Source organism: Pseudomonas sp. GW821-FHT10B02, assembly GCF_059415665.1.
Genome location: NZ_JBWKNR010000006.1, coordinates 205858 through 231943 on the forward strand (window position 1 = coordinate 205858; position 26086 = coordinate 231943).

Genomic DNA, 26086 nt, shown 5'->3' on the forward strand with positions numbered 1-26086 from the left:
ATCGTGCCGGTTTTTTCTTGTCCTCGGTTCGGCTCAGAAAATGATGAGCATAAGAGTGCCAATGTAGATCGACGCCATCAGCAGCGCGGTGCCCATGCCCCACTGGAATTTGCTCAGCGCACCCCGCCAGGCGAGTCTGGCCAGGCCAAGGCTCAATGCGAGCATGAATGCGCTGAAGGCAATCGCAGCCAGTGGCCGGTGCAATCCCGGGCTGTCGTTGTGTATCCCCATGGCAATCAGCAGCAAGGTCATGAGCACTTGGCGCTCGAGCAGGCTGCTACGTAGTTGGCGCAGCAGGCTTGCTTGCAATTGCTCGCGTGGCGGCAGGCCAGGCGCCAGGAGCAGTTCGGCCAAGGTCGCGCGGTTGCGTCCGTGAAGGTCGATCAGCGTGCCTATGGGTTGCATGGGCGCCCAGACCAACAGGGCCGCCACCCACATGGCAAGGAAGCCACTGTTGTAGTCCGGCTCTATCCAGTAGACGAACGTCATGACGCTTGCCAGTGCCAGGTATGTCAGATACCGGCCGCGTTTACCGTATATCTGCTCGATGGTCTGGCAACTGCGGCCAAGCAGGGCGGCCATGCGCTCCTGGCACTGTTGGTTCTGATAGGGAGCGCTGCTGCTGACAACGTCTGGTGCTGCAGCCGTGCACGCCTTGCCTGTGCCCGGCGAGCCAAAGGTGAGTCCGTTCAGTGCTACTCCCAGTGGCGTCATGAGCTTTGTCCGTGGACGCTGCGAATGGTACTGCCACAGTGCCCAGGTCAACAGCAGCGCCAGTACGCCTAGCAGAGCACTTTGGCCGGGGTTGGCGAGCACAGGCCAGTAAAGGCTGAGCAGGGTTACCGGGATGAAGTTCAAGGCCCACGGCATACTGATGGTCAGCAAGCCGAAACATGAACCCAGCCATAATGCCGCCGCCAACTGCGGGAGGTGATGGCTGGCCGTTGGCCATAGCACCAGGCACATCAGTGGTGGGGTGATACTCAATGCCATGTGCATGCCGACTGCGCCCAGCAAGGTGCGACGAACCTTGGGTGCGCGTAAAGCAATCATGTTCCAGGTCAGGTTGCACAGCCTTGGGCCATGGAACAGCCACCACAGGGCGGCGGCAACGGCCCAGGTGAAAGGCCAGGCCAGTGATGCCTGGTCTTCAGGCGCGAGGTGCCAGAGGCTGACACCGATAGCCAGCGTCAGCACGTAGCACAGAGCGCCCACAGCGAGCAGCCACGAGCCGAAGAACAGCGGCTTGAGCGCCGAGACCTTCATGCTGCCAGCTCCATGAACAGGTCTTCCAGGCTAAGGCGCAATTCATCCTTGAGCTGGTCAACTTCGGCATACAGTCGCAGCTGACCCTGATGGATCAGGGCGACATGAGAGGCGATGCGCTCCAGGTCGGAAAGGATGTGTGTCGAGAACACCACGGTGCTGCCATGTTCGCTCGCCAGCTCGACGATTTCCCGCAGCAATTCGCGACGAGCCAGTGGATCAAGGGCTGCGGCCGGTTCGTCCAGCACCAGCAGGCGCGGGCGTGGGGCCAGGGCGCGAATGATCGCTACTTGCTGGCGTTGGCCTGGGGAGAGGCTGTGAATCAGGCGCTGGCTGTCCAGATTCCAGCGCTGCAGCAGCGTTTCGGCCAGCTCGCTGTCCCAGGTCGGGTACAGGCTGGCAAAGAACGTCAGGGCCTCGCCGACTTTCATCCAGTGCAGACTGCCGCCCTGTTGTGGCACATAACTCAAGGCGGCCTTGTCTTGGTCATCGATCTGGTTGGCAGGTTTGCCAAACAACCGGGCCTCACCACTGTCAGCCTGGCGCAGCCCCAGCAGGCACTCGATCAGGGTGCTTTTGCCTGCACCATTGCGTCCCAGCAAACCCAGTACCGTTCCCGGTTCGATGTTCAGCGAAACACCGTCCAGTGCCATGTGATCCTTGTAGCGTTTGGTCAGACCGTGGGCTTCGACCACGGGGGGCAGGTTACTCATTGCGATCCTTCGAAAGCGCTGCTTCGTTCATGAGAGGGGTAAGGGCCTCGACCAATTGTTCGAGGCTAAGGTCCAGCTGTCGGGCCTGGCGGGCCAGTTCCTGCAAGGTCGGCTGCAGCACCTGCAGGCGTGTTTCTGTCGGGGTGACGGCCTGACGATCGGCAGCGACCTGCATGCCCTTGCCACGCTGGCGCTCCAGCAGGCCCTGGGCTTCCAGCAAGGCATAGGCTTTGGAAACGGTCATCGGGTTGATGGCATGAGCGGCGGCCACTTCGCGCACCGAGGGCAGGCGGGTGCCGGGTGGGCAGGTTCCGGCGCTGATCAGGCGGGTGATCTGGCCGACGATCTGGCGATAGATCGGGTCGGGAGAGCTGGGCTCGATGTGTAGTGTCATGGCGTCCATGTGTATTAGTGTAGCAATACACTATGGGCGCTAGGCAAGTGCTTTCTTTCGGGCATGAAAAAACCGGCCGAAGCCGGTTTTGCGAATCTGGAAGAACGTCAGCCTTTGCTGATCAGGTTGCCGGCATGCAGGCCGCATTCCTTCTGGGTCGACTCTTCCCACCACCAGCGGCCTTCGCGTTCGTGCTGGTTCGGCAGTACCGGGCGGGTGCAAGGTTCGCAACCGATGCTGATGAAGCCGCGCTCGTGCAGGCTGTTGTATGGCAGCTCGAGCATGCGGATATAGCCCCAGACCTCTTCGCTGCTCATCTGCGCCAACGGGTTGAACTTGAACAGGGTACGCTCGGGGGTAGAGAACGCGCTGTCGATTTCCAGTGCCGCCACCTGGCTGCGGGTGCCGGGGCTCTGGTCGCGGCGCTGGCCGGTGGCCCAGGCGCTGACGGTGCTGAGTTTGCGGCGCAGCGGTTCGATCTTGCGGATGCCGCAGCATTCGCTGTGGCCATCTTTGTAGAAGCTGAACAAGCCTTTCTCTTTGACAAACGGGTCAAGTTTGCTGCGATCAGGGGAGAGGATCTCGATCGGCAGGTTGTAGAACTCGCGCACCTGATCGATGAAGCGGTAGGTTTCCGGGTGCAGGCGGCCGGTGTCGAGGCTGAACACCTTGACGTTCTTGTTCAGCTTCCAGGCCATGTCCACCAGCACCACGTCTTCGGCGCCGCTGAAGGAGATCCACAGGTCGTCGCCAAAGTGTTCGAAGGCAAGCTTGAGGATGTCTTGCGGGGACTTGTCGGCATAAGTCGCGGCCAGGGCGGCGACGTCGAAGGGTTGGCTCATCAGGCGGCTTCCGGTCATTGAATGGCGCTTGGCGCTCGTAATACCACGATCTTAACAAAAATTGCCGGGGCCGACGCCGCACATGTAGAGTGCGGCTTCCCATTTTTGGCGTTGTTCGAGGAGTGTGCTGTGGAAATTGCCTGTCTCGACCTGGAAGGCGTACTGGTCCCGGAGATCTGGATCGCCTTTGCGGAAAAAACCGGAATCGAATCATTGCGGGCCACCACCCGTGATATTCCCGATTACGATGTGCTGATGAAGCAGCGCCTGCGCATTCTCGATGAGCATGGGCTGAAGCTTTCCGATATCCAGGCAGTAATCGCCACCCTCAAGCCGCTGGACGGCGCCATCGAATTCGTTGACTGGTTGCGCGAGCGTTTCCAGGTGGTGATTCTCTCTGACACCTTCTACGAATTCTCCCAGCCGCTGATGCGCCAGCTGGGCTTCCCGACCTTGCTCTGCCATCGGCTGATCACTGACGAAACGGACCGGGTGACCGGCTACCAGTTGCGCCAGAAAGATCCCAAGCGCCAGTCGGTGCTGGCGTTCAAGAGCCTGTACTACCGGGTGATTGCTGCCGGTGACTCGTACAACGACACCACCATGCTGGGTGAGGCTGACGCAGGGATTCTGTTCCATGCGCCGGAGAATGTGATCCGCGAGTTCCCGCAGTTTCCGGCGGTGCATGATTTCGAGGCGTTGAAGAAAGAGTTCATCAAGGCTTCGAATCGGTCTCTGAGTCTCTGAGTCTCTGATGGGTTTGGGGCTGGTCTGCACCGTACGCGGACCGGTCCATCGCCGGCAAGGCCGGCTCCCACAATGGTCCAGTGCATACAGGGCCTGTGGGAGCCGGCCTTGCCGGCGATGCTTTTTAAAGGCTTTGCAGGGTGTCGAGCAGCACCTTCACCTTGGTGATCGACTCTTCATACTCCGCCTGCCAGTCCGAATCGGCCACCACCGCACCACCACCCCAGCAGCACACCTGGCCATCCTTGACCAGCAAGCTGCGAATGGCGATCGAGCTGTCCATTTCGCCGCGCACGTCGACGTACAGCAATGACCCGCAATACAGCGCCCGACGGCTAGGCTCCAGCTCGTCGATGATCTGCATGGCGCGAATCTTCGGTGCGCCGGTGATCGAGCCGCCGGGGAAGCTGCCGGCGATCAAGTCCAGGGCGTCCTTGTCGGCGGCCAGCTGGCCGGTGACGCTGCTGACCAGGTGATGCACGTTGGGGTAGCTTTCCAGGCTGAACAGCTCCGGCACTTTCACCGAGCCGATCTCGCAGGTGCGGCCCAGGTCGTTGCGCAGCAGGTCGACGATCATCAGGTTCTCCGCACGGTCCTTGCTGCTGGCCAGCAGTTCGGCGCCGTTGCGTGCGTCCTCTACCGGGTCTGCGCTGCGTGGCCGGGTGCCCTTGATCGGACGGGTCTCGACCCGGCCTTCACTGACCTGGATGAAACGCTCCGGCGAGAAACTCAGCAGCGTGCTGCCATCGGCCAGGGTCTGGAAGCCGGAAAAAGGCGTCGGGCAGACCTGACGCACCGCCAGGTAGGCATGCCAGGGGTCGCCCTGGCATGGCGCGCGAAAACGCTGGGTGAGATTGATCTGGTAGCAGTCACCGGCATGGATGTACGCCTGCACCCGCTCAAAGGCCTGGTGATAGTCCTCGGCGCTGATGTCGCCGCGCATCGGTGCCAGCAATGAGAAGTGCGTCTCGCTGTTCGGCACGGGGGCATCGAACAGTGCAATCAGACGCTGGCGCTCGCTCTCGGCCAGGCTCGGGTGAAACAGCAACTGGCTGCGCCCGAGCTGATGGTCGCTGATCAGTGCCCAGGCATACAGGCCGAGGCTGGCGTCGGCCAGGCCGAGGTCGTCGGCAGCCAGGCTCGGCAGCTGCTCCAGGCGCCGTCCGAAGTCGTAGCTCAGGTAGCCGATCAGGCCGCCGGCAAAGGGCAGTTCGACGCCGTCTGGCAGGGTTGCCCGTCCCAGTTGTGCAAGGCTGGCGCGCAGGCGCTGCAGGTAGGCTTCACCGCTTTCGGCGGCTTGCGGTGCCAGGGTTTGCACTGGCCAGGCGCTGAGCAGGTCGAAACGGCCGCGCTCGGCGTTTGGGCGGGCGCTGTCGAGCAGCACGGCACCGGGTGCCTGGCGGATACGCGCAAAGTAGGCCGCAGGGTCGGCGAGGTAGGGCAGGGGATGGAGCGTACAGGTCGGCATGCAAGTAACAGCTATGAATGCGGGGAGGCGATTGTAGTCCTGTGTAGGAAATGCGCCTAGCGCAGACTACGACCTTGAGTGCCTTGCCGGCGTCGGCCAGGGCTGGCTGACGCAGGCAAGGTGGGTTGCACTCAGTTGGACGGTACGTGACCGAACAGCTCCTGGGCGAAGCGTACGCGCTCTTCGGCGGTTTCCTGGCGGCCGTCTTTGGCCAGTTGCTCCAGATGCGCTTCCACCGCGTGAGTACGCTTGGTCAGGCCGCAGTCGTTGGCGATCTGGATGTTCAGGCCGGGACGGGCGTTGAGCTCGAGAATCAACGGGCCCTTGTCCTGGTCCAGAACCATGTCGACACCGATGTAGCCCAGCCCGCACAGCTCGTAGCAGCCGGCGGCCAGCTTCATGAAGCCGTCCCAGTTCGGCAGTTGCACGCCGTCTACCGCGTTGGTGGTGTCCGGGTGCTTGCTGATGATGTTGTTCAGCCAGGTACCGCGCAGGGTCACGCCGGTCGCCAGGTCTACACCGACACCGATGGCGCCCTGGTGCAGGTTGGCCTTGCCGCCGGACTGGCGGGTCGGCAGGCGCAGCATGGCCATCACCGGGTAACCCATCAGGACGATGATGCGGATGTCCGGCACACCTTCATAGCTGATGCTTTTGAAGATCTGGTCGGGGGTCACCCGGTACTCGATCAGGGCACGGTCGCGGTGGCCGCCCAGCGAGTACAGGCCGGTGAGGATGCTGGAGATCTGGTGCTCGATTTCCTCGTGGCTGATGATCTTGCCCGAGACCGTGCGATAACGGTCTTCGAAGCGATCGGCGACCACCAGGATGCCGTCACCGCCGGCGCCCTGGGCAGGCTTGACGACGAAGTCGTTGCGCTGGCCGATGATCTCGCCGAGTTTTTCGATCTCTTTCTCGGTGGAGATGATCCCGTACATTTCCGGCACGTGAATGCCGGCCTTGATCGCACGCTCCTTGGTGATGATCTTGTCATCGACGATCGGGTACAGATGGCGCTTGTTGTACTTGAGGACGTAGTCCGCATTGCGCCGGTTGATACCCATGATGCCCCGGGCCTCCAGGGCTTTCCAGGTTTTCCAGAGACCGAACATCAGGCGTCAGCCTTCACGAAAGCTTTGAAACGCACCAGCTCCGTCAGGCGGTAGCCGCGGTAGCGACCCATCGCCAGCATGAAGCCCACCAGAATCAGCAGTACCGCCGGGAAGGTGAAGACGAAGTACACCAGCTCCGGCACGCTCATCAGCAGGTGCGCCAGGGAGGCGGCGAACAGGGTGCCGATGGCGACTTTCATCGCATGGCCACCGCCACGCTCTTCCCAGGTGATCGACAGGCGTTCGATGGTCATGGTCAGGATCACCATCGGGAACAGCGCCACCGACAGGCCGCGCTCCAGGCCCAGCTTGTGGCTGAACAGGCTGATGGCGGCGATCAGCACCACGACGAAGGTCAGCACCACCGACAGGCGCGGCAGCATCTGCAGCTTCAGGTGCTCAAGATAGGAGCGCAGTGACAGGCCGAGAGCGGTAATCACCGTGAACAGGATGATACCGAAGCCCAGCTGGGTTTCACGGAAGGCCAGGGCGATCAGTACCGGGGTGAAGGTACCCAGGGTCTGCAGGCCGATCAGGTTGCGCAGCACCAGGATCACCAGCACGCCGATCGGGATCATCACCATGATCATGAAGGTCTGCTGGGTCTGCAGCGGCAGGCCGTACAGCGAGTATTCGAGGAAGTCGGCGTCGGTGTTCTCGTCGGTCAGCTTGGCCAGGCGGATGGCGTTCATCTCGCTGTTGTTCAGGCTGAAGCTGACGTTGGCTTTCTTGCCGCCATCGACGGTGATCAGGCTGTCATCACCGGTCCACCACAGCAGGCGGTCGGTCGGCAGGCCCTGTTCGCCGGTATCCGGGTTGAAGTACAGCCAGTCGGTGCCGTTGAAGCTGCGCAGCCACAGTTCAGGGGTTTGCGGCTGGTCGGCGACCAGGCGGATGGTGTGGACCTTTTCCACCGGCACGTGGGCGATGGACAGCAGCAGGTCGATGACCTTGGCTTTGTTCAGCGACGAGGTGTCACCGGCAAGCAGCAGCTTGACGTTGTCGTCATTGAGGTTGTTGACCCGCTTGATGGTTTCGCTGACAAAGGTCTCGACGTCCGCCGAGTGCTGGCGGATCGGTGCCATCAGGGCTTCGGCGGCGATCTTTTCCGGGCCTTCTACGGCCAGGCTGTCGCGGAAAGTCGGGCCCTTGATCTTGGCTTTTTCGGTGCTGTAGCGCTTGGTCAGGACCAGGCGGTAGTACAGGGTCTGGTTGCCGCTGGCGCGACGGGCCGACCAGGTGACCTTGCGGTTGCCGTCGACGCGGTTGACGCTGACCCCGTAGTTGTTGGAGATGAAGCTCTCATTGAGGCTGACGTAGTCGCGGTTCAGCGGCGGTACGAACATCTGTACCTTGATCGGGTCCTTGGGGTTGGCGACGAACTCGACCTTGGCGTCGATGTTCCACAGGTCGTCGGTCTCGTCTTCGGTCACCGGAATCCCGAGAAAGAAGATCTGATAGGCCGTGACGATGATGCCCAGTAGCACCAGTACGGTGATCAGGACTTTCAGATGAAGGGTAAGAGAGCGCATCGGGATTACTCTGCGGTGTGAGCGACAGGGGCGCAGGCAGGTTTGCCGGCCGCGTATTTAAGGCTTGGGTCGACCAGCGCATCGAAGTGCTTGAGTGCCTCGGAGCCGATCAGCAGTGGGTACTGGAACGCGCTGCGGTCGGTCAGGTTCACTTCGATCACGCGTTGGGCCGTGCCCATGCAGATGTTCAGTTCAATCACCGGGCGGGCGGTATAGGCCTTGCCCTCATCCGGGTTGTAATCGCCGGCGCGCCGCTTGATCTTGCTGACACGGGCCAGCGGTCGTTCTATCGGATGCGCGTGGGCGGCGTCAATCGCCAGGTAGAAGCGTACCCAGGATTCGCCATTGCGCTTGAAGCGCTTGATGTCGCGGGCGCTGAGCGAGGCAGTCTTGGCCCCGGTATCGAGCTTGGCGGCAACCTCCAGGTCGATATCGGCGAGGCGGGCGTATTCATTAAGGCCGTACACGGTCTTTTCCGCAGCCTGGCCAACGGCAGGCAACAAAAACAGGCTGAGCAACAGTAGAAGGGGCGTAAGTCTCATAAATCCTGGCGCGGTGCTGTGCGGTGTTCGGGTCAAGGCCACTGGCAGTACTGCGCAAGCTTCCTCGTTTATCTGCCATCACCACAAAATGATGACAAGCCCACTATTCATGCCCTGTGTGGGGCGCGGCATTCTATCACGCTGGTGTGCTGGCGCCAGCGGCTGCACTCAGACAACACCTCGGCAGGTGAAGTTCGTTCTTAGACGATTGTCGACAATATTGATTTTGTCTTTGACTATGCCGCTCGATTTGGCTAGTTTTGGCCTCATTGATTTATGAGGTGTCGACAATATGCTGGACACAGCCCAAGCCCCCGGCGCAACCGCAGAGGATACCGAAACCCTCTCGGAAAACGTCTTCCGGCGCATCCAGGCGGCCATCGTCAAGGGCGAGATCGCCCCTGGCAGCAAGATCTCCGAGCCTGAGCTGGCGCGCACCTACGGCATCAGCCGCGGGCCGCTGCGCGAGGCGATCCATCGCCTGGAAGGCCAGCGCCTGCTGGTGCGCGTGCCGCATGTCGGCGCGCGGGTGGTATCGCTGAGCCATGCCGAGCTGATCGAGCTGTACGAGATCCGCGAGTCCCTGGAAGGCATGGCCTGTCGCCTGGCTGCCGAGCGTATGAGCGTAGCCGAGATCGACGAGCTGCGCCGGGTCCTCGATACCCACGAGCGCGATGCCACCTTTCAGGCCGGCCTGGGTTACTACCAGCAGGAAGGCGATTACGACTTCCACTACCGGATTATCCAGGGCAGCGGCAACCGTACCCTGGTGCAGATGCTCTGCGGCGAGCTGTACCAACTGGTGCGCATGTACCGCATCCAGTTTTCCGCCACGCCCAACCGGCCACACCAGGCGTTCGCCGAACACCACCGGATTCTCGATGCCATCGCCGACCGTGACGGCGAACTGGCCGAGCTCTTGATGCGCCGTCACATCGGCGCTTCCAAACGCAATATCGAGCGTCATTACCTGGACGCTACCAGCCCACGAGGTGAGTCATGAGTCAGAAAAGCAGTCCCGGCCAGCGCTTTCGCGATGCAGTTGCCGCCGAACACCCCCTGCAGGTTGTCGGTGCGATCAACGCCAACCATGCATTGCTGGCCAAGCGTGCCGGTTTCAAGGCCATCTACCTCTCGGGTGGCGGTGTCGCCGCAGGCTCCCTGGGCCTGCCGGACCTGGGTATCACCGGGCTGGATGACGTACTGACCGACGTCCGTCGTATCACCGACGTCTGCGACCTGCCGCTGCTGGTGGATGTCGACACCGGTTTCGGTTCCTCGGCGTTCAACGTCGCCCGTACCGTCAAGTCGATGATCAAGTTCGGCGCGGCGGCGATCCACATCGAGGACCAGGTCGGCGCCAAGCGTTGCGGCCATCGTCCGAACAAGGAAATCGTTTCCCAGCAGGAAATGGTCGACCGCATCAAGGCGGCGGTGGATGCCCGTACCGACGACAGCTTCGTGATCATGGCGCGCACTGACGCCCTGGCCGTCGAAGGCCTGGAATCTGCGCTGGAGCGTGCCGCTGCGTGTATCGAAGCGGGTGCCGACATGGTGTTCCCGGAAGCCATTACCGAGCTTGCGATGTACAAGACCTTCGCCGACCGGATCAAGGCGCCGATCCTGGCCAACATCACCGAATTCGGTGCGACCCCGCTGTACACCACCGAAGAACTGGCGTCGGTCGACGTATCGCTGGTGCTCTACCCGCTGTCGGCGTTCCGCGCCATGAACAAGGCGGCCGAGAATGTCTACACCGCGCTGCGTCGCGATGGCACGCAGAAAAACGTCATCGACACCATGCAGACCCGGATGGAACTGTACGACGCCATCAACTACCACGCGTTCGAGCAAAGCCTCGACGCCCTGTTCGCCCAGAAGAAGGGCTGAACACCTGCTGAACCCTGTAGATGCGGGCTTGCCCCGCGATTAGCCAAAGATTCCATAACAAATTCAAGAGTGGAGAAAAGCGATGGCCGAAGCAAAAGTACTCAGTGGAGCCGGCCTGCGTGGTCAAGTGGCCGGGCAAACTGCACTGTCGACAGTCGGACAGGCCGGAGCCGGCCTGACCTACCGTGGTTATGACGTCCGTGACCTGGCCGCTGGCGCCGAATTCGAAGAAGTCGCCTACCTGCTGCTGTACGGCGATCTGCCGAGTGCAGCCCAGCTGGCCGAGTACAAAGGCAGGCTCAAGACCCTGCGCGACCTGCCACAAGCGCTGAAAGAAGTGCTCGAGCGCATCCCCGCCGATGCACATCCGATGGATGTGATGCGTACCGGTTGCTCGGTGCTTGGCACCCTGGAACCCGAGCTGACCTTCGAACAGCAGCGCGACAAGACCGATCGCCTGCTGGCCCTGTTCCCGGCGGTGATGTGCTACTGGTACCGCTTCACCCACCATGGCGTGCGCATCGACTGCACCAGCGACGAAGACACCATCGGCGGCCACTTCCTGCACCTGCTGCACGGCAAGAAGCCGAGCGAGCTGCACGTAAAAGTGATGAACGTCTCGCTGATCCTCTACGCCGAGCACGAATTCAACGCTTCGACCTTCACCGCCCGCGTTTGTGCTTCGACCCTGTCGGACCTGTACTCGTGCATCACTGCAGCCATCGGTTCGCTGCGCGGCCCGCTGCATGGTGGTGCCAACGAAGCGGCGATGGAGCTGATCGAGCGCTTCCAGAGCCCGCAGGAAGCGGTTGCCGAGCTGCTGCAGATGCTCGAGCGCAAAGACAAGATCATGGGCTTCGGTCACGCCATCTACAAAGAGTCCGACCCGCGTAACGAAGTGATCAAGGGCTGGTCGAAACAGCTTGCCGACGAAGTTGGTGACACTGTGCTGTATCCGGTGTCCGAAGCCATCGACAAGACCATGTGGGAGCAGAAGAAGTTGTTCCCCAACGCCGACTTCTACCATGCCTCGGCGTATCACTTCATGGGCATCCCGACCAAGCTGTTCACCCCGATCTTCGTCTGCTCGCGCCTGACCGGCTGGGCCGCCCACGTGTTCGAACAGCGTGCCAACAACCGCATCATCCGTCCGAGCGCCGAATACACCGGCGTTGAGCAGCGCAAGTTCGTGCCAATCGAACAACGCTGAGCCTGGCTCATTGAGCCAGCACCGGAGTTTGAGCAGTTGTTGTGGGAGCCGGCCTTGCCGGCGATGGAATCAACGCGGTGTCAGTTGTTCCGCGGTGTTTGCATCGCTGGCAAGGCCAGCTCCCACAGGTTCCGGGCTGGCCTTGCCACCGACCTTACCGTGATTGAGTCCCTGTGCCATGAATACTGAATTTCGCAAGAACCTGCCGGGCACTGGCCTGGATTATTTCGACGCTCGTGCCGCTGTCGACGCGATCGCGCCCGGCGCTTATGACCGTCTTCCCTACACCTCGCGCGTGCTGGCGGAAAACCTTGTACGCCGCTGCGATCCGGCGACCCTCAATGCCTCGCTGAGTCAGCTGATCGAGCGCAAGCGCGACCTCGACTTCCCGTGGTTCCCGGCCCGTGTGGTGTGCCACGATATCCTTGGCCAGACCGCGCTGGTCGACCTCGCCGGCCTGCGTGACGCCATCGCTGATGGCGGCGGTGACCCGGCCCAGGTCAATCCGGTGGTGCCGGTGCAACTGATCGTCGACCACTCGCTGGCGGTGGAATGCGGTGGTTTCGACCCGCAGGCGTTCGAGAAGAACCGCGCCATCGAAGACCGCCGCAACGAAGACCGTTTCCACTTCATCAACTGGACCAAAAAGGCGTTCAAAAACGTCGACGTGATCCAGCCGGGCAACGGCATCATGCACCAGATCAACCTGGAGAAGATGTCGCCGGTGATCCATGCCGAGCGTGGCGTGGCTTACCCTGACACCTGTGTCGGCACCGACAGCCACACCCCGCATGTCGATGCCTTGGGTGTGATCGCCATCGGCGTCGGCGGCCTCGAAGCCGAGAACGTCATGCTCGGCCGCGCCTCGTGGATGCGCCTGCCGGAAATCGTCGGCGTCGAGCTGTCCGGCAAGCCGCAACCGGGCATTACCGCCACCGACGTGGTGCTGGCCCTGACCGAGTTCCTGCGCAAGGAAAAAGTGGTCGGTGCCTACCTCGAATTCTACGGCGAAGGCGCCCGCGCCCTGACCCTGGGCGACCGTGCGACCATCTCCAACATGGCCCCGGAATACGGCGCCACTGCAGCGATGTTCTCCATCGACCAGCAGACCATCGACTACCTCAAGCTGACCGGTCGCGAAGACGAGCAGGTCAAGCTGGTGGAAACCTACGCCAAGGTTGCCGGCCTGTGGTCCGACAGCCTGGCCAACGCCGAATATGAGCGTGTGCTGCGCTTCGACCTGTCCAGCGTCGTGCGTAACATGGCCGGTCCGTCCAACCCGCACGCCCGCGTGGCGACCAGCGATCTGGCCAGCAAGGGTATCGCCGGTCAGTGGGAAGAAGTGCCGGGGCAGATGCCTGACGGCGCGGTGATCATCGCCGCGATCACCAGCTGCACCAACACCAGTAACCCGCGCAACGTGATCGCTGCCGGCCTGCTGGCGCGCAACGCCAACAAGCTGGGGCTGATCCGCAAACCATGGGTCAAGTCGTCCCTGGCGCCAGGCTCCAAGACTGTGGCCCTGTACCTGAAAGAAGCGGGTCTTGATGCAGAGCTGGAGCAGCTTGGTTTCGGCATCGTGGCCTTTGCCTGCACCACCTGCAACGGCATGTCCGGTGCGCTGGATCCGGTGATCCAGCAGGAAATCATCGACCGCGATCTGTACGCCACCGCCGTGCTGTCGGGCAACCGCAACTTCGACGGGCGTATTCACCCTTACGCCAAGCAGGCGTTCCTGGCTTCGCCACCGCTGGTGGTGGCTTACGCCATTGCCGGGACCATCCGCTTCGACATCGAGAAAGATGTGCTGGCAGTGGTCGATGGCAAGGAAATCCGCCTCAAGGATATCTGGCCGAGCGATGAAGAGATCGATGCCGTGGTCAAGGCCGCGGTCAAGCCGGAACAGTTCCGCCAGGTCTACATCCCGATGTTCGCCATTCAGGAAGACACCGGACCGAAAGTCGATCCGTTGTACGACTGGCGTGAGATGAGCACCTACATCCGTCGTCCGCCGTATTGGGAAGGCGCCCTGGCCGGAGAGCGTACGCTCAAGGGTATGCGTCCGCTGGCGGTACTGCCGGACAACATCACCACCGACCACCTGTCGCCGTCGAACGCGATCATGCTCGACAGCGCCGCCGGTGAATACCTGGCGAAAATGGGCCTGCCGGAAGAGGACTTCAACTCCTACGCAACCCACCGCGGCGATCACCTGACCGCACAGCGCGCTACCTTCGCCAACCCGAAACTGTTCAACGAAATGGTTCAGGAAGGCGGCAAGGTCAAGCAGGGCTCGCTGGCGCGGATCGAGCCGGAAGGCAAGGTCACCCGCATGTGGGAAGCCATCGAAACCTACATGGAGCGCAAGCAGCCGCTGATCATCGTTGCCGGTGCCGACTACGGTCAGGGTTCGTCCCGTGACTGGGCGGCCAAGGGCGTGCGTCTGGCGGGTGTCGAGGCCATCGTCGCCGAAGGTTTCGAGCGCATCCACCGCACCAACCTGGTGGGCATGGGGGTGTTGCCGCTGGAGTTCAAACCGGGAGTGAACCGCAAGACCCTGGACATCGACGGCACCGAGACCTTCGACGTGATCGGCGAGCGTACCCCGCGGGCCACCCTGACCCTGGTGATCACCCGTCACACCGGTGAGCGCGTAGAGGTGCCGGTGACCTGCCGCCTGGATACCGCTGAAGAAGTCTCGATCTACGAAGCGGGCGGGGTGCTGCAGCGCTTTGCCCAGGACTTCCTCGAGTCGGCGGCGGTTTGATCGGTTGAGGTACAGCTGATCCTTGTGGGAGCCGGCCTTGCCGGCGATGAAATCAACGTGGTGTCAGTCAATCCGCGGCGTCTGCATCGCTGGCAAGGCCAGCTCCCACACAGCCTTAAGTTTGCGTGTTTTTTCACAGGACAAGATTCCCATGGCTCACGTACCCCAGATCAAAATCCCCGCCACCTACATCCGTGGCGGCACCAGCAAAGGCGTGTTCTTCCGCCTCCAGGACCTGCCTGAGCGCGCGCAGGTGCCGGGCCCGGCCCGTGACGCACTGCTGCTGCGGGTAATCGGCAGCCCCGACCCTTACGGCAAGCAGATTGATGGTATGGGTGGCGCGACCTCCAGCACCAGCAAGACCGTGATCCTCTCGCACAGCACCAAGGCCGATCACGATGTCGACTACCTGTTCGGTCAGGTGTCGATCGACAAGGCCTTCGTCGACTGGAGCGGCAACTGCGGCAACCTCTCGGCAGCGGTTGGCTCCTTTGCCATCAGCGCCGGTCTGGTCGACAGCAGCCGTATACCGCAGAACGGTATCGCCACCGTGCGCATCTGGCAGGCCAACATCGGCAAGACCATCATCGCCCACGTGCCGGTCACCAACGGCGAAGTGCAGGAAACCGGTGATTTCGAACTGGATGGCGTGACCTTCCCGGCGGCTGAAGTACAACTCGAATTCATGGACCCGGCCGCCGACGAAGACGGCGAGGGCGGTTCGATGTTCCCCACCGGCAACCTGATCGATGACCTGGTGGTGCCTGGTATCGGCACCCTCAAGGCAACCCTGATCAACGCCGGTATCCCGACCATCTTTATCCAGGCCGAAGCCATCGGCTACACCGGCACCGAGCTGCAGGACGCGATCAACCGCGACCCCGAGGCCCTGGCCCGATTCGAAACGATTCGCGCCTATGGCGCCGTACGCATGGGCCTGATCGAGCACATCGATGAAGCCGCCAAGCGCCAGCACACCCCGAAAGTCGCCTTTGTTGCACCGCCGACCGCTTATCAGTCGTCCAGCGGTAAAGCGGTGGCGGCGGCAGACGTTGATCTATTGGTACGTGCGCTGTCGATGGGCAAATTGCACCACGCCATGATGGGCACTGCAGCTGTGGCCATAGGTACCGCTGCGGCGGTTCCCGGCACCCTGGTCAACCTCGCGGCCGGTGGTGGCGAGCGCAGCGCCGTACGTTTCGGTCACCCCTCGGGCACCCTGCGCGTTGGCGCCGAGGCTCGGCAGGTGAACGGTGAGTGGACTGTTACCAAAGCAATCATGAGCCGCAGTGCGCGGATACTGATGGAGGGCTGGGTGCGGGTACCCGGTGATGCCTTCTAACCAGTAAAGGCGCTTGGCTCCCTGTTACCTACAACAGAGAGATTTGAAATGAGTGCCAACGTTGATCTGAACAACCGCCCCGACTATGACCGGGTGCTGCAGGATATCGCTGACTATGTCCTGAATTACCAGGTCGGGTCCGCGCCGGCGCTGGATACGGCGCGTAACTGCTTGATGGACACCCTGGGCTGCGGCCTGCTGGCGTTGCGCTTCCCGGAATGCACCAAGCACCTGGGGCCGCTGGTGGAGGGCACCGTGGTGCCGTACGGCGCGCGGGTGCCGGGCACCAGCTACCGCCTGGACCCGGTCAAGGCCGCCTGGGACATCGGTTGTATCGTCCGTTGGCTCGATTTCAACGACACCTGGCTGGCCGCCGAGTGGGGGCACCCCTCGGACAACCTCGGCGGCATCCTGGCGGTGGCCGACCACCTTTCGCAAAAGCGCGTGGCCAATGGCGAAGCCCCCTTGAATATGCGGGCAGTGCTGGAAGCCATGGTCATGGCTCACGAAATCCAGGGGGTGATTGCCCTGGAGAATTCCTTCAACCGTGTTGGCCTCGATCATGTGTTGTTGGTCAAGGTCGCCTCCACGGCGGTCTGCGCCAGGCTCATGGGCGCCAATCGCGAGCAAATGCTGTCGGCGCTGTCTCATGCCTTTGTCGATGGACAGGCACTGCGTACCTATCGTCATGCCCCTAATGCCGGTTCACGCAAGTCCTGGGCGGCGGGGGATGCCTCGAGCCGCGGTGTACGCCTGGCGGATATCGCCCTGCGTGGCGAGATGGGAATTCCGGGTGTTCTGACGGCGCCGCAGTGGGGTTTCTACGATGTGCTGTTCAGCCACACCAACAAGGATCTGGCGCTCAAGCCTGAAGACAAACGAGCCTTCAGCTTCTCTCAGCCGTTCGCCAGCTATGTGATGGAAAACGTGCTGTTCAAGATCAGCTTCCCTGCCGAGTTCCATGCCCAGACAGCCTGTGAGGCGGCGGTGACCCTGCACCCGCTGGTGCGTAATCGCCTGCATGAAGTCGAGCGGATCGTCATTACCACCCATGAGTCGGCGATTCGCATCATCTCCAAGGTTGGCAAACTGGCCAACGCTGCCGACCGTGATCATTGCATTCAGTACATGACCGCTGTGCCGCTGATCTTCGGCGACCTGGTGGCTGAGCAATACGAGGATGAATTCCACGCTGCCCATCCGCTCATTGACCGTTTGCGCGAGAAGATGGAGGTCGTCGAAGACCCGCGTTTTACCCGCGAGTACCTGGAGGCCGACAAGCGTTCGATCGCCAATGCCGTGCAGGTGTTCTTCAATGATGGATCAAGCACCGAACAGGTGGTGGTGGAGTACCCGATTGGCCATCGCCGGCGTCGGGCTGAAGGGATTCCATTGCTTGAGGAGAAGTTCAAGGCCAACCTGGCGACGCGCTTTGCCGGGCAGCGGGTGAACGAGATCTTTGCCTTGTGCAAGGATCAGGCGGCGCTTGAGGCGACGGCGGTGCATCGGTTTGTAGATCTGTTTGTGATTTGAGGGCCTAATCGCCGGCAAGGCCGGCTCCCACAAGGGAATGGACTATTCAGTTCCTGTGGGAGCTGGCTTTGCCAGCGATGGCCTGCACAGCAGGCCCAAAAAAAACCCCGCCGGTTGGCGGGGTTTTTTTACGCTAGGTCAGCTTACGCTTGAACAACCGGGATGTTGGCGCTCGCAGCGGCTTCACGGAACTCGGCGATCTGGTCGAAGCTCAGGTAGCGGTAAACGTCGGCAGCCATGCTGTCGATGTTCTTCGCGTACTCCATGTACTCTTCGACGGTTGGCAGCTTGCCCAGGATCGAGGCAACAGCAGCCAGCTCGGCCGAGGCCAGGTAGACGTTAGTGGCGTCGCCCAGGCGGTTCGGGAAGTTACGGGTCGAGGTCGAGACCACGGTCGAACCGGTCTGCACACGTGCCTGGTTACCCATGCACAGCGAGCAGCCTGGCATTTCCATGCGCGCACCGGCTTTGCCGTAGATGCCGTAGTAGCCTTCTTCGGTCAGCTGGTGGGCGTCCATCTTGGTTGGCGGAGCCAGCCACAGACGGGTAGGGATGCCACCCTTGACCTTTTCCAGCAGCTTGCCGGCAGCGCGGAAGTGACCGATGTTGGTCATGCACGAACCGATGAACACTTCGTCGATCTTCTCGCCCTGAACGGTCGACAGCAGACGGGCGTCGTCCGGGTCGTTCGGCGCGCAGAGCACAGGCTCTTTGACGTCGGCCAGGTCGATCTCGATGATCTCGGCGTATTCGGCGTCGGCGTCGGCTTCCAGCAGGACCGGGTTGGCCAGCCAGGCTTCCATCGCCTGGGCACGACGCTCCAGGGTACGGGCATCGCCGTAGCCTTCGCTGATCATCCAGCGCAGCAGGGTGATGTTCGACTGCAGGTACTCGGCAATGGCCTTCTCAGGCAGCTTGATCGAGCAGCCGGCGGCGGAACGTTCAGCCGAGGCGTCGGACAGTTCGAACGCTTGCTCGACGGTCAGTTCGTCGAGGCCTTCGATTTCCAGGATGCGGCCGGAGAAGGCGTTGATCTTGCCTTTCTTCTCAACGGTCAGCAGGCCTTTCTGGATGGCGTAGTAAGGGATCGCGTGGACCAGGTCGCGCAGGGTGATGCCTGGTTGCAGTTTGCCCTTGAAGCGCACCAGTACCGACTCCGGCATGTCCAGCGGCATGACGCCGGTGGCAGCGGCGAAGGCGACCAGGCCAGAACCGGCCGGGAACGAGATGCCGATCGGGAAGCGGGTGTGCGAGTCACCACCGGTACCGACGGTGTCCGGCAGCAGCATGCGGTTCAGCCAGCTGTGGATGATGCCGTCGCCTGGACGCAGGGACACGCCGCCACGGGTGCGGATGAAATCCGGCAGGGTGTGGTGGGTGGTGACGTCGATCGGCTTCGGATAGGCCGCGGTGTGGCAGAACGACTGCATGACCAGGTCAGCAGAGAAGCCCAGGCACGCCAGGTCTTTCAGTTCGTCACGGGTCATCGGGCCAGTGGTGTCCTGGGAACCGACGGTGGTCATCTTCGGCTCGCAGTAGGTGCCTGGACGAACGCCAGTCACGCCGCAGGCCTTACCGACCATTTTCTGCGCCAGGCTGTAGCCTTTGCCGGTGTCGACCGGGGCTTCAGGCAGCTTGAACAGATCGGTTGGGCCCAGGCCCAGTTCGGCACGTGCCTTCTCGGTCAGGCCACGGCCGACGATCAGCGGGATACGGCCGCCAGCGCGGACTTCGTCGAGCAGCACCGGGGTCTTCAGTTCGAAGGTGGTGATGACGTCGTCAGTGCCGTGCTTGCAGACTTTACCGGCGTACGGGTAAACGTCGATGACGTCGCCCATGCCCAGGTTGGTGCAGTCGAATTCGATCGGCAGGGCGCCGGCGTCTTCCATGGTGTTGTAGAAGATCGGGGCGATCTTGGTGCCGAAGCAGAAGCCGCCAGCGCGCTTGTTCGGTACGTAAGGGATGTCGTCGCCGAAGAACCACAGCACCGAGTTGGTGGCGGATTTACGCGAAGAACCGGTACCGACCACGTCACCGACGTAGGCAACCGGGAAGCCCTTGGCTTTGACTTCTTCGATCTGCTTGAGCGGGCCAATGGCGCCTGGTTGCTCAGGCACGATGCCGTCACGGGCCATTTTCAGCATGGCCAGAGCGTGCAGCGGGATGTCAGGGCGCGACCAGGCGTCCGGGGCAGGGGACAGGTCGTCGGTGTTGGTTTCGCCTGGCACCTTGAACACGGTCAGGCTGTACTTCTGTTCGATCGCCGGGCGGGCGGTGAACCATTCACCGGCGGCCCAGGATTCCAGCACGGCCTTGGCGTGAGCGTTGCCGGCCTTGGCTTTTTCGGCGACGTCGTGGAAAGCATCGAACATCAGCAGGGTGTGCTTCAGCTGTTCGGCGGCAACGGCGGCCAGCTCAGCGTCGTCCAGCAGCTCGACCATGGTGGCGATGTTGTAGCCGCCCTGCATGGTGCCCAGCAGCTCTACAGCACGCTTTTTGTCGATCAGCGGGGAAGTGGCTTCGCCTTTGGCGAGCGCAGAGAGGAAACCGGCCTTGACGTAGGCGGCTTCGTCCACTCCTGGTGGAACGCGGTTGGTGATCAGGTCGACGAGGACTGCTTCTTCGCCAGCAGGAGGATTCTTCAGCAGCTCGACCAGGCCTGCGGTTTGTTCGGCGTTAAGCGGCTGGGGCACGATACCCTGGGCGGCACGCTCTTCGATGTGTTTGCGGTAGGCTTCAAGCACAGTTATTACCCTCATCAGTGGTCCCAAATGGGTGTCCGGGACGCTCATCCAGAAAGTCCGGCACCCGTGCGCAATACGGCTTCTTGGGCCGCGTAGCCAGGGTTGCAGGAAATCCTTACAGAAGCTGCTTTCAAAGTTTTACGCCTGTAGAACGGAGGCTGATGAGGGCTGGCGCGGGATATGCGATGAGGCGTATATCCCGGGCCAACGCCGTTCTACCGGATCAACTGTGCTCGTGACGCTTTGAAAACAGCTTCTAACGGACATTGCTGCCTTAAAAAGGCCGGGTGATTCTACGGTAAAAACTCGATAAAGGTAAGGCGCGGACGATGACTTTAGCGGGTGACCCCCGTTAGACAAAGGGCTAACATGGCAGCCTGTTCCACCGTCCAGTTGTAGATTTTTTCATGCCCAATCAGTCAATTAAAACGCCTTGTGTCGGCCTCTGCTCCACGGTTTACGGGGATCTGGTGTGCCGTGGCTGCAAGCGTTTTCACCATGAAGTGATCAACTGGAACGGCTACAACGAAGATGAAAAGCGTGCGGTCTGGCTGCGCCTCGAGCAATTGCTGGTGCAGGTCATGGTGGCCAAACTTGAAGTCTTTGATGCCAACCGTCTGCGCCTGCAACTGGAGCAGCGCAAGATCCGCTTCGTGCCTCACCAGTCCGAGTATTGCTGGGCCTACCAGCTGATCGCCCGGGGCGCACGGGTGATTCGTGAGCTTGAGGCTTACGGCATGGTGTTGTTGCCGGAGTTTCGTGACTGGGAATTGCCCGAGTTGCGCGATGCCATTGATCGGGAATTTTTCCTGCTGTCCGAAGCCCACTATCAGCGCTATATCGCGCCGGGGTTTCTCAAGGATGCTTTGGGTTGAAGACCGGGGCTGCTTTGCAGCCCATCGCCGGCAAGGCCGGCTCCCACAAATGCTAATGCTTGCAATCAGTGTGGGAGCTGGCCTTGCCAGCGATGAGGCCCTGAGGGCCCGCTGAGAAAATCAGCCTTGCGCTAACTCAGTCAGATGCACCTTCACTTCTTCAGTCTTGAGCACCAGCACATCGCACTCGAGCGAATCGAGCACCACCTCGGCGGTGTTGCCGATCAACGCCCCGGAAATTCCGGTGCGCGCCACGGTGCCGATCACCGTCACCACCGCATCGTACTTGTTGGCGGTGTAGGGGATCAGCACATCGGCCGGGCCTTCGGCGACATGCAGGCGATCGTCCTTGATATCGAACTCGGCCTGGAATGCGCTGCATTCTTCGCGGTAACGCTGTTCGATGGTTTCCTTCAGTTGATAGACCGGGTCGGCCGCCGACAGCATCGGCGACGGATGGGCGCTGATCACATGCAGGTTGCCCTTGGCCAGGTTGGCGATCTCGTAGCCGTGGTCGATGATGTTCTTGTGCAACAGACGATGCGCCTCGTCGTGATTGCCGACATCCACTGCAGCGAGGATCACCCCGCCAGTCCATGGCCGCTCGGTCTTGACCATCAGCACCGCGCAAGGGCACAGGCGCAATAGTTTCCAGTCGGATGGGGTGAGCAGGGCCTTTTTCAGCGGGTTGTCCGGCCGGTGCTCCTTGATCACCAGGTCGCAGCCTTCGGCCTGCTGCACGGCAATGATCGATTCGTGCAGGCTGCCGTGCCAGGCCTCCTCGTGGGTCACATTGTCGAACCCGTCGTCGTGCAACTGGCTGCTGAGCAGGCTGAGCAGGGCGCTGTGGTCGTGATTCTTGTCGGGCATCAACAGGTGCAGGCGCGCACCGGTGGCGCCGGCGATCAGTTTGGCCCGGGTCAGGGCACGGCTATGGGCGTGCTCGGGATCGAGGACCACCAGGATGCTGCGTACTTCTTGCATGAGCGTGAACTCCCTTCAGAAATGGCGACCGATGACTGACTATAGTCGGCGCCAAGTGCAATGGGCGTTGATATGTATCAAGCATAGTTCACTGGTGATCGCCGCCGCTGCCGGTATAATCGCCGGTCTTGCCGTTTGCCCTGCCTGTTTGTGAGCCTATGCACCTTATTCCCGAAATTGATGCGTTCCTTGGTTGCCGTACTCCCGATGCCTGGGTCCAGGCGGCGCTTGCCGACCAGGAAACCCTGCTGATCGACCACAAGAACTGCGAGTTCAAGGCCGCCAGCACCGCGCTGAGCCTGATGGCCAAGTACAACACGCACCTGGACCTGATCAACATGATGTCGCGCCTGGCCCGTGAAGAGCTGGTGCACCATGAGCAGGTGCTGCGCCTGATGAAGCGCCGCAAGATCGCCTTGCGCCCTTTGTCGGCCGGGCGCTATGCCTCGGGCCTGCGCCGGGTGGTGCGTACCCATGAGCCGGTGAAGCTGGTCGATACCCTGGTGGTCGGTGCTTTTATCGAGGCGCGTAGCTGCGAACGTTTTGCCGCGCTGGTGCCGCACCTGGATGAAGAGCTGGGCAAGTTCTATCACGGCCTGCTCAACAGTGAGGCCCGGCACTATCAGGGTTACCTGAAGCTGGCTCATCAATACGGTGAGGCGGCGGATATCGAACGGGTGGTGGAGAAGGTCAGGGCGGTTGAGGCCGAATTGATCAGTAGCCCGGATGAAGAGTTCCGCTTTCATAGCGGTATCCCGGCCTGAATCAGGGCTGCTTTTGCAGCCCTTTTTATCGGCAAATTAGTAAGCAGGCTAATCAATGTCTTGACGTTAGCTGTCTAGGCAGTAACATTATGTTACTAACTGCCTAAGCAGGTATCGCCTTCATGCCGCACTTCACCCCCGAAAACTTCCAGACCTGCATCATCGGCATGCTCCTGGGCCGTGCCGCGATGGTCAAAGACCGCATTCTCGACAGCCACCTGCAGGACTTCGGCGTTACCGCCGCGCAGTTCAAGGTGCTGATCATCGTCGCCCAGTACGGCGTCGATACGCCTGCCGAATTGTGTCGTTTCCTGTCCCTGGACAGTGGCTCGATGACCCGCATGCTTGATCGCCTAGAGCAAAAAGACCTGATCCTGCGCCGCCGCTGCCCGGATGATCGCCGCCAGGTGCGCCTGGCGCTGAGCGAGGAGGGCCAGAAGCTCGCTGATCAGTTGCCGCAGATCGGCGCGGCGGCGATGAATGAACTGGTAGGTGTGCTCGCCGCAGATGAACTGGCAACCCTGGAAAATCTGCTGAGTAAGGTGCTGCTCGCGGCTGGCGACACCCTGACAGCCCAGCGTATAGGTGCCAAATGAACACGCCGGAAAGTGCCAGCACAGCGCAAGACCTCAACAACACCGGTAAACGCAAAGCCTGGCTGCTTGGCCTTGCTTTGCTGGTGGTCGTCGGTGGTGGTGCAGTCTGGGCCTGGCACGAGCTGTACGGGCGCTGGAATGAAGAGACCGACGATGCCTATGTCAACGGCAACGTCGTGGAAATCACCCCGCTGGTGACCGGTACTGTGGTCAGTATCGGTGCCGACGACGGTGATCTGGTGCATGCCGGGCAGGTGCTGATCGAGTTCGACCCCAGCGATGCCGAAGTCGGGCTGCAGTCCGCCGAAGCCCAGCTGGCCCGTGCAGTGCGCCAGGTACGCGGCCTGTACAGCAATGTCGATGGCATGAAGGCCCAGGTGGCGGCGCGTCAGGCCGAGCAGACCAAGGCCCAGGAAAACTACAACCGGCGCAAGACCCTCGCTGCCGGTGGGGCCATTTCCCTGGAAGAGCTGTCCCACGCCCGTGACGACCTGTCTTCGGCGCAGGGCGCGCTGCTCAACGCCAAGCAGCAGCTCAACACGACCAGCGCGCTGGTCGATGACACCGTGGTTTCCTCGCATCCGCAAGTCATGGCCGCAGCTGCCGACTTGCGCCAGGCCTACCTGGCCGTCGCCCGCACCACCCTGGTGGCACCGGTCACCGGCTACGTGGCCAAGCGCACCGTGCAGTTGGGGCAGCGTCTGCAGCCGGGTACTGCGACCATGGCGGTGATTCCGCTGGACCAGCTGTGGATCGACGCCAACTTCAAGGAAACCCAGTTGCGCAACATGCGCATCGGCCAGTCGGTGGATATCGTCGCCGATCTGTACGGCAGCGAGGTCAAGTACAGCGGCACCATCGACAGCCTCGGCGCCGGCACTGGCAGTGCCTTCGCCCTGTTGCCGGCGCAGAACGCCACCGGTAACTGGATCAAGATCGTCCAGCGGGTGCCGGTGCGCATCCACATCAATGCCGAACAACTGGCCGCCCATCCGTTGCGTATCGGCCTGTCGACCCAGGTCACGGTCGATCTGCACGACCAGAGTGGGCCGGTGCTGGCGCAGTTGCCGCCACAGAAGGCATCGTTTGCCACCCAGGTGTATGACCGCCAGCTGGTCGAGGCCGATACCATGATCGCACGGCTGATCCATGACAACAGCCAAGGCCCTGGCAAGACGGCGCAGCGATGAGCGGCAACGCTTCATTCAGCCCGCCAAGCCTGCTGTTGACCACCATCGGGCTGTCGCTGGCGACCTTCATGCAGGTGCTCGACACCACCATTGCCAACGTCGCGTTGCCGACCATTTCCGGCAACCTGGGGGTGAGTGCGGAGCAGGGCACCTGGGTGATTACCTCGTTCGCGGTGAGCAACGCCATTGCCTTGCCGCTGACCGGCTGGCTGAGCCGGCGTTTTGGTGAGGTGAAGCTGTTTATCTGGGCCACGCTGCTGTTTGTGCTGGCGTCGTTTCTCTGCGGTATCGCCCGCTCGATGCCGGAACTGGTGGGTTTCCGGGTGCTGCAAGGTATCGTTGCCGGCCCTCTGTACCCGATGACCCAGACGCTACTGATCGCCGTCTATCCGCCAGCCAAGCGCGGTATGGCGCTGGCGTTGCTGGCGATGGTCACGGTGGTGGCGCCGATTGCCGGTCCCATCCTCGGTGGCTGGATCACCGACAGCTACAGCTGGCCGTGGATTTTCTTCATCAACGTACCCATTGGCCTGTTTGCCGCAGCGGTGGTGCGTCAGCAGATGCGCACCCGGCCGGTCACGACCCAGCGCCAACCCATGGACTATATCGGCCTGCTGACCTTGATCATTGGCGTCGGTGCCCTGCAGATCGTGCTGGACAAGGGCAATGACCTGGACTGGTTCGAGTCGAGCTTCATTGTCGTCGGCAGCCTGATCTCGGTGGTGTTCCTGGCGATTTTTATCATCTGGGAACTGACCGACAAGCACCCGGTGGTCAATCTGCGGCTGTTCGTGCACCGCAACTTTCGTATCGGCACCATTGTGTTGGTCGGCGGCTATGCGGGTTTTTTCGGCATCAACCTGATCCTGCCGCAGTGGCTGCAGACCCAGATGGGCTACACCGCCACCTGGGCCGGGCTGGCGGTGGCGCCGATCGGCTTGCTGCCGGTGCTGATGTCGCCGTTTGTCGGCAAGTACGCGCATAAGTTCGACCTGCGTTTATTGGCAGGACTGGCGTTCCTGGCGATCGGCACCAGCTGCTTCATGCGTGCCGGGTTCACCAATGAAGTGGACTTCCAGCATATCGCCCTGGTGCAGCTGTTCATGGGTATTGGCGTGGCGCTGTTCTTCATGCCGACCTTGAGCATCCTGCTCTCGGACCTGCCACCGCACCAGATCGCCGATGGCTCGGGGCTGGCCACCTTCCTGCGCACCCTGGGCGGCAGCTTCGCGGCCTCGTTGACCACCTGGATCTGGATTCGCCGGGCTGACCAGCATCATGCCTATCTCAGTGAAAGCATCAGCACCTATGAGCCTGCCACCCGTGAGGCACTCAATCAGCTGGGCGGTGCGAACGTGCAGTCTTACGCGCAGCTGGAGCGCATGCTCAGCAGTCAGGCGTACATGATGTCGACGGTGGATTACTTCACCCTGATGGGCTGGGTGTTTGCTGGGTTGATTCTATTGGTGTGGCTGGCCAAGCCGCCGTTTGCGGCTAAAGCAGGACCGGCGTCGGCGGGGCACTGAGCAAAAGCATCGCTGGCAAGGCCAGCTCCCACAGGGATTGCATGCACTG

The 26086-nt window shown here is 61.7% G+C and carries 22 protein-coding genes; 12 read left to right on the forward strand and 10 right to left on the reverse strand.

What is annotated here, in order from left to right:
• Positions 1-33: 33 nt before the first annotated feature.
• The 4 genes from AC07OF_RS11855 to AC07OF_RS11870 form a co-directional block, all read right to left on the reverse strand.
• A complete protein-coding gene (locus tag AC07OF_RS11855; protein WP_495072912.1) occupies positions 34-1266 on the reverse strand; it encodes a hypothetical protein in 1233 nt (410 codons plus the stop codon).
• Positions 1263-1979: an ABC transporter ATP-binding protein gene (locus AC07OF_RS11860; protein ID WP_495072913.1), complete on the reverse strand. Its 717-nt coding sequence runs from the start codon at positions 1977-1979 to the stop codon at positions 1263-1265. The genes AC07OF_RS11855 and AC07OF_RS11860 overlap by 4 nt, the downstream gene beginning before the upstream one ends.
• The gene (locus AC07OF_RS11865; protein ID WP_232478242.1) at positions 1972-2373 is read right to left on the reverse strand and encodes a GntR family transcriptional regulator; all 402 of its coding nucleotides are present in this window, start codon (positions 2371-2373) and stop codon (positions 1972-1974) included. Before AC07OF_RS11865 ends, AC07OF_RS11860 begins: the two co-directional genes overlap by 8 nt.
• 107 nt (positions 2374-2480) lie before the next feature.
• Positions 2481-3215 carry a phosphoadenylyl-sulfate reductase gene (locus AC07OF_RS11870; RefSeq protein ID WP_157191897.1) on the reverse strand — a complete coding sequence of 245 codons (735 nt, stop codon included), beginning with the start codon at positions 3213-3215 and terminating at the stop codon, positions 2481-2483.
• 129 nt (positions 3216-3344) lie between these two features.
• On the opposite strand from AC07OF_RS11870, the gene thrH reads away from it, so the two are divergent.
• Positions 3345-3962: a bifunctional phosphoserine phosphatase/homoserine phosphotransferase ThrH gene (gene thrH, locus AC07OF_RS11875; protein ID WP_038609216.1), complete on the forward strand. Its 618-nt coding sequence runs from the start codon at positions 3345-3347 to the stop codon at positions 3960-3962.
• A gap of 124 nt (positions 3963-4086) precedes the next feature.
• On the opposite strand, the gene pabB is transcribed toward thrH, so the two are convergent.
• The 4 genes from pabB to rloA all read right to left on the reverse strand — a co-directional run bounded on the left by pabB (position 4087) and on the right by rloA (position 8616).
• Positions 4087-5430, reverse strand: coding sequence for an aminodeoxychorismate synthase component I (gene pabB, locus AC07OF_RS11880; RefSeq protein ID WP_157191898.1), 1344 nt, complete (start codon positions 5428-5430; stop codon positions 4087-4089).
• 131 nt (positions 5431-5561) lie between these two features.
• Positions 5562-6542, reverse strand: coding sequence for an alpha-L-glutamate ligase-like protein (locus AC07OF_RS11885; protein ID WP_157191899.1), 981 nt, complete (start codon positions 6540-6542; stop codon positions 5562-5564).
• The gene (gene rloB / locus AC07OF_RS11890) at positions 6542-8074 is read right to left on the reverse strand and encodes an osmotic stress tolerance membrane protein RloB (protein WP_157191900.1); all 1533 of its coding nucleotides are present in this window, start codon (positions 8072-8074) and stop codon (positions 6542-6544) included. The genes AC07OF_RS11885 and rloB overlap by 1 nt, the downstream gene beginning before the upstream one ends.
• Positions 8075-8079: 5 nt before the next feature.
• A complete protein-coding gene (rloA, locus tag AC07OF_RS11895; RefSeq protein ID WP_157191901.1) occupies positions 8080-8616 on the reverse strand; it encodes a retropepsin-like aspartic peptidase RloA in 537 nt (178 codons plus the stop codon).
• A 292-nt stretch (positions 8617-8908) separates the two neighbouring features.
• On the opposite strand from rloA, the gene AC07OF_RS11900 reads away from it, so the two are divergent.
• The 6 genes from AC07OF_RS11900 to prpD all read left to right on the forward strand — a co-directional run bounded on the left by AC07OF_RS11900 (position 8909) and on the right by prpD (position 17358).
• The gene (locus AC07OF_RS11900) at positions 8909-9619 is read left to right on the forward strand and encodes a GntR family transcriptional regulator (RefSeq protein WP_038609226.1); all 711 of its coding nucleotides are present in this window, start codon (positions 8909-8911) and stop codon (positions 9617-9619) included.
• Positions 9616-10506 carry a methylisocitrate lyase gene (prpB, locus tag AC07OF_RS11905; protein ID WP_038609228.1) on the forward strand — a complete coding sequence of 297 codons (891 nt, stop codon included), beginning with the start codon at positions 9616-9618 and terminating at the stop codon, positions 10504-10506. The genes AC07OF_RS11900 and prpB overlap by 4 nt, the downstream gene beginning before the upstream one ends.
• 82 nt (positions 10507-10588) lie before the next feature.
• The gene (gene prpC / locus AC07OF_RS11910; RefSeq protein ID WP_157191902.1) at positions 10589-11716 is read left to right on the forward strand and encodes a bifunctional 2-methylcitrate synthase/citrate synthase; all 1128 of its coding nucleotides are present in this window, start codon (positions 10589-10591) and stop codon (positions 11714-11716) included.
• A 178-nt stretch (positions 11717-11894) separates the two neighbouring features.
• Positions 11895-14483 carry a Fe/S-dependent 2-methylisocitrate dehydratase AcnD gene (gene acnD, locus AC07OF_RS11915; RefSeq protein WP_038609233.1) on the forward strand — a complete coding sequence of 863 codons (2589 nt, stop codon included), beginning with the start codon at positions 11895-11897 and terminating at the stop codon, positions 14481-14483.
• Positions 14484-14634: 151 nt separating this feature from the next.
• Positions 14635-15825 carry a 2-methylaconitate cis-trans isomerase PrpF gene (prpF, locus tag AC07OF_RS11920; protein WP_495072914.1) on the forward strand — a complete coding sequence of 397 codons (1191 nt, stop codon included), beginning with the start codon at positions 14635-14637 and terminating at the stop codon, positions 15823-15825.
• Between the two features lie 48 nt (positions 15826-15873).
• On the forward strand, positions 15874-17358 hold the full coding sequence (gene prpD / locus AC07OF_RS11925; RefSeq protein WP_038609237.1) for a 2-methylcitrate dehydratase: 1485 nt from the start codon (positions 15874-15876) through the stop codon (positions 17356-17358).
• Positions 17359-17501: 143 nt separating this feature from the next.
• Here prpD and acnB read toward each other — a convergent pair whose 3' ends face one another.
• Positions 17502-20102, reverse strand: a complete 2601-nt coding sequence (gene acnB, locus AC07OF_RS11930; RefSeq protein WP_038609239.1) for a bifunctional aconitate hydratase 2/2-methylisocitrate dehydratase — start codon at positions 20100-20102, stop codon at positions 17502-17504.
• Between the two features lie 407 nt (positions 20103-20509).
• Between acnB and AC07OF_RS11935 the strand changes: the two genes are divergently transcribed.
• Positions 20510-20977, forward strand: a complete 468-nt coding sequence (locus AC07OF_RS11935) for a DUF1289 domain-containing protein (protein WP_157191904.1) — start codon at positions 20510-20512, stop codon at positions 20975-20977.
• A 120-nt stretch (positions 20978-21097) separates the two neighbouring features.
• On the opposite strand, the gene AC07OF_RS11940 is transcribed toward AC07OF_RS11935, so the two are convergent.
• Complete coding sequence (locus tag AC07OF_RS11940) at positions 21098-21961, reverse strand: universal stress protein (RefSeq protein ID WP_157191905.1); 864 nt, start codon at positions 21959-21961, stop codon at positions 21098-21100.
• 158 nt (positions 21962-22119) lie between these two features.
• Between AC07OF_RS11940 and AC07OF_RS11945 the strand changes: the two genes are divergently transcribed.
• The 4 genes from AC07OF_RS11945 (at position 22120) to AC07OF_RS11960 (ending at position 26037) form a co-directional block, all read left to right on the forward strand.
• Positions 22120-22725, forward strand: a complete 606-nt coding sequence (locus AC07OF_RS11945) for a MiaE family protein (RefSeq protein ID WP_157191906.1) — start codon at positions 22120-22122, stop codon at positions 22723-22725.
• A gap of 122 nt (positions 22726-22847) precedes the next feature.
• Entirely contained in the window at positions 22848-23321 is a 474-nt protein-coding gene (locus AC07OF_RS11950; protein ID WP_157191907.1) for a MarR family winged helix-turn-helix transcriptional regulator, read from the forward strand.
• Positions 23318-24511 carry an HlyD family secretion protein gene (locus tag AC07OF_RS11955; protein WP_157191908.1) on the forward strand — a complete coding sequence of 398 codons (1194 nt, stop codon included), beginning with the start codon at positions 23318-23320 and terminating at the stop codon, positions 24509-24511. The genes AC07OF_RS11950 and AC07OF_RS11955 overlap by 4 nt, the downstream gene beginning before the upstream one ends.
• Positions 24508-26037, forward strand: coding sequence for a DHA2 family efflux MFS transporter permease subunit (locus tag AC07OF_RS11960; RefSeq protein ID WP_157191909.1), 1530 nt, complete (start codon positions 24508-24510; stop codon positions 26035-26037). Before AC07OF_RS11955 ends, AC07OF_RS11960 begins: the two co-directional genes overlap by 4 nt.
• Positions 26038-26086 lie beyond the last annotated feature (49 nt).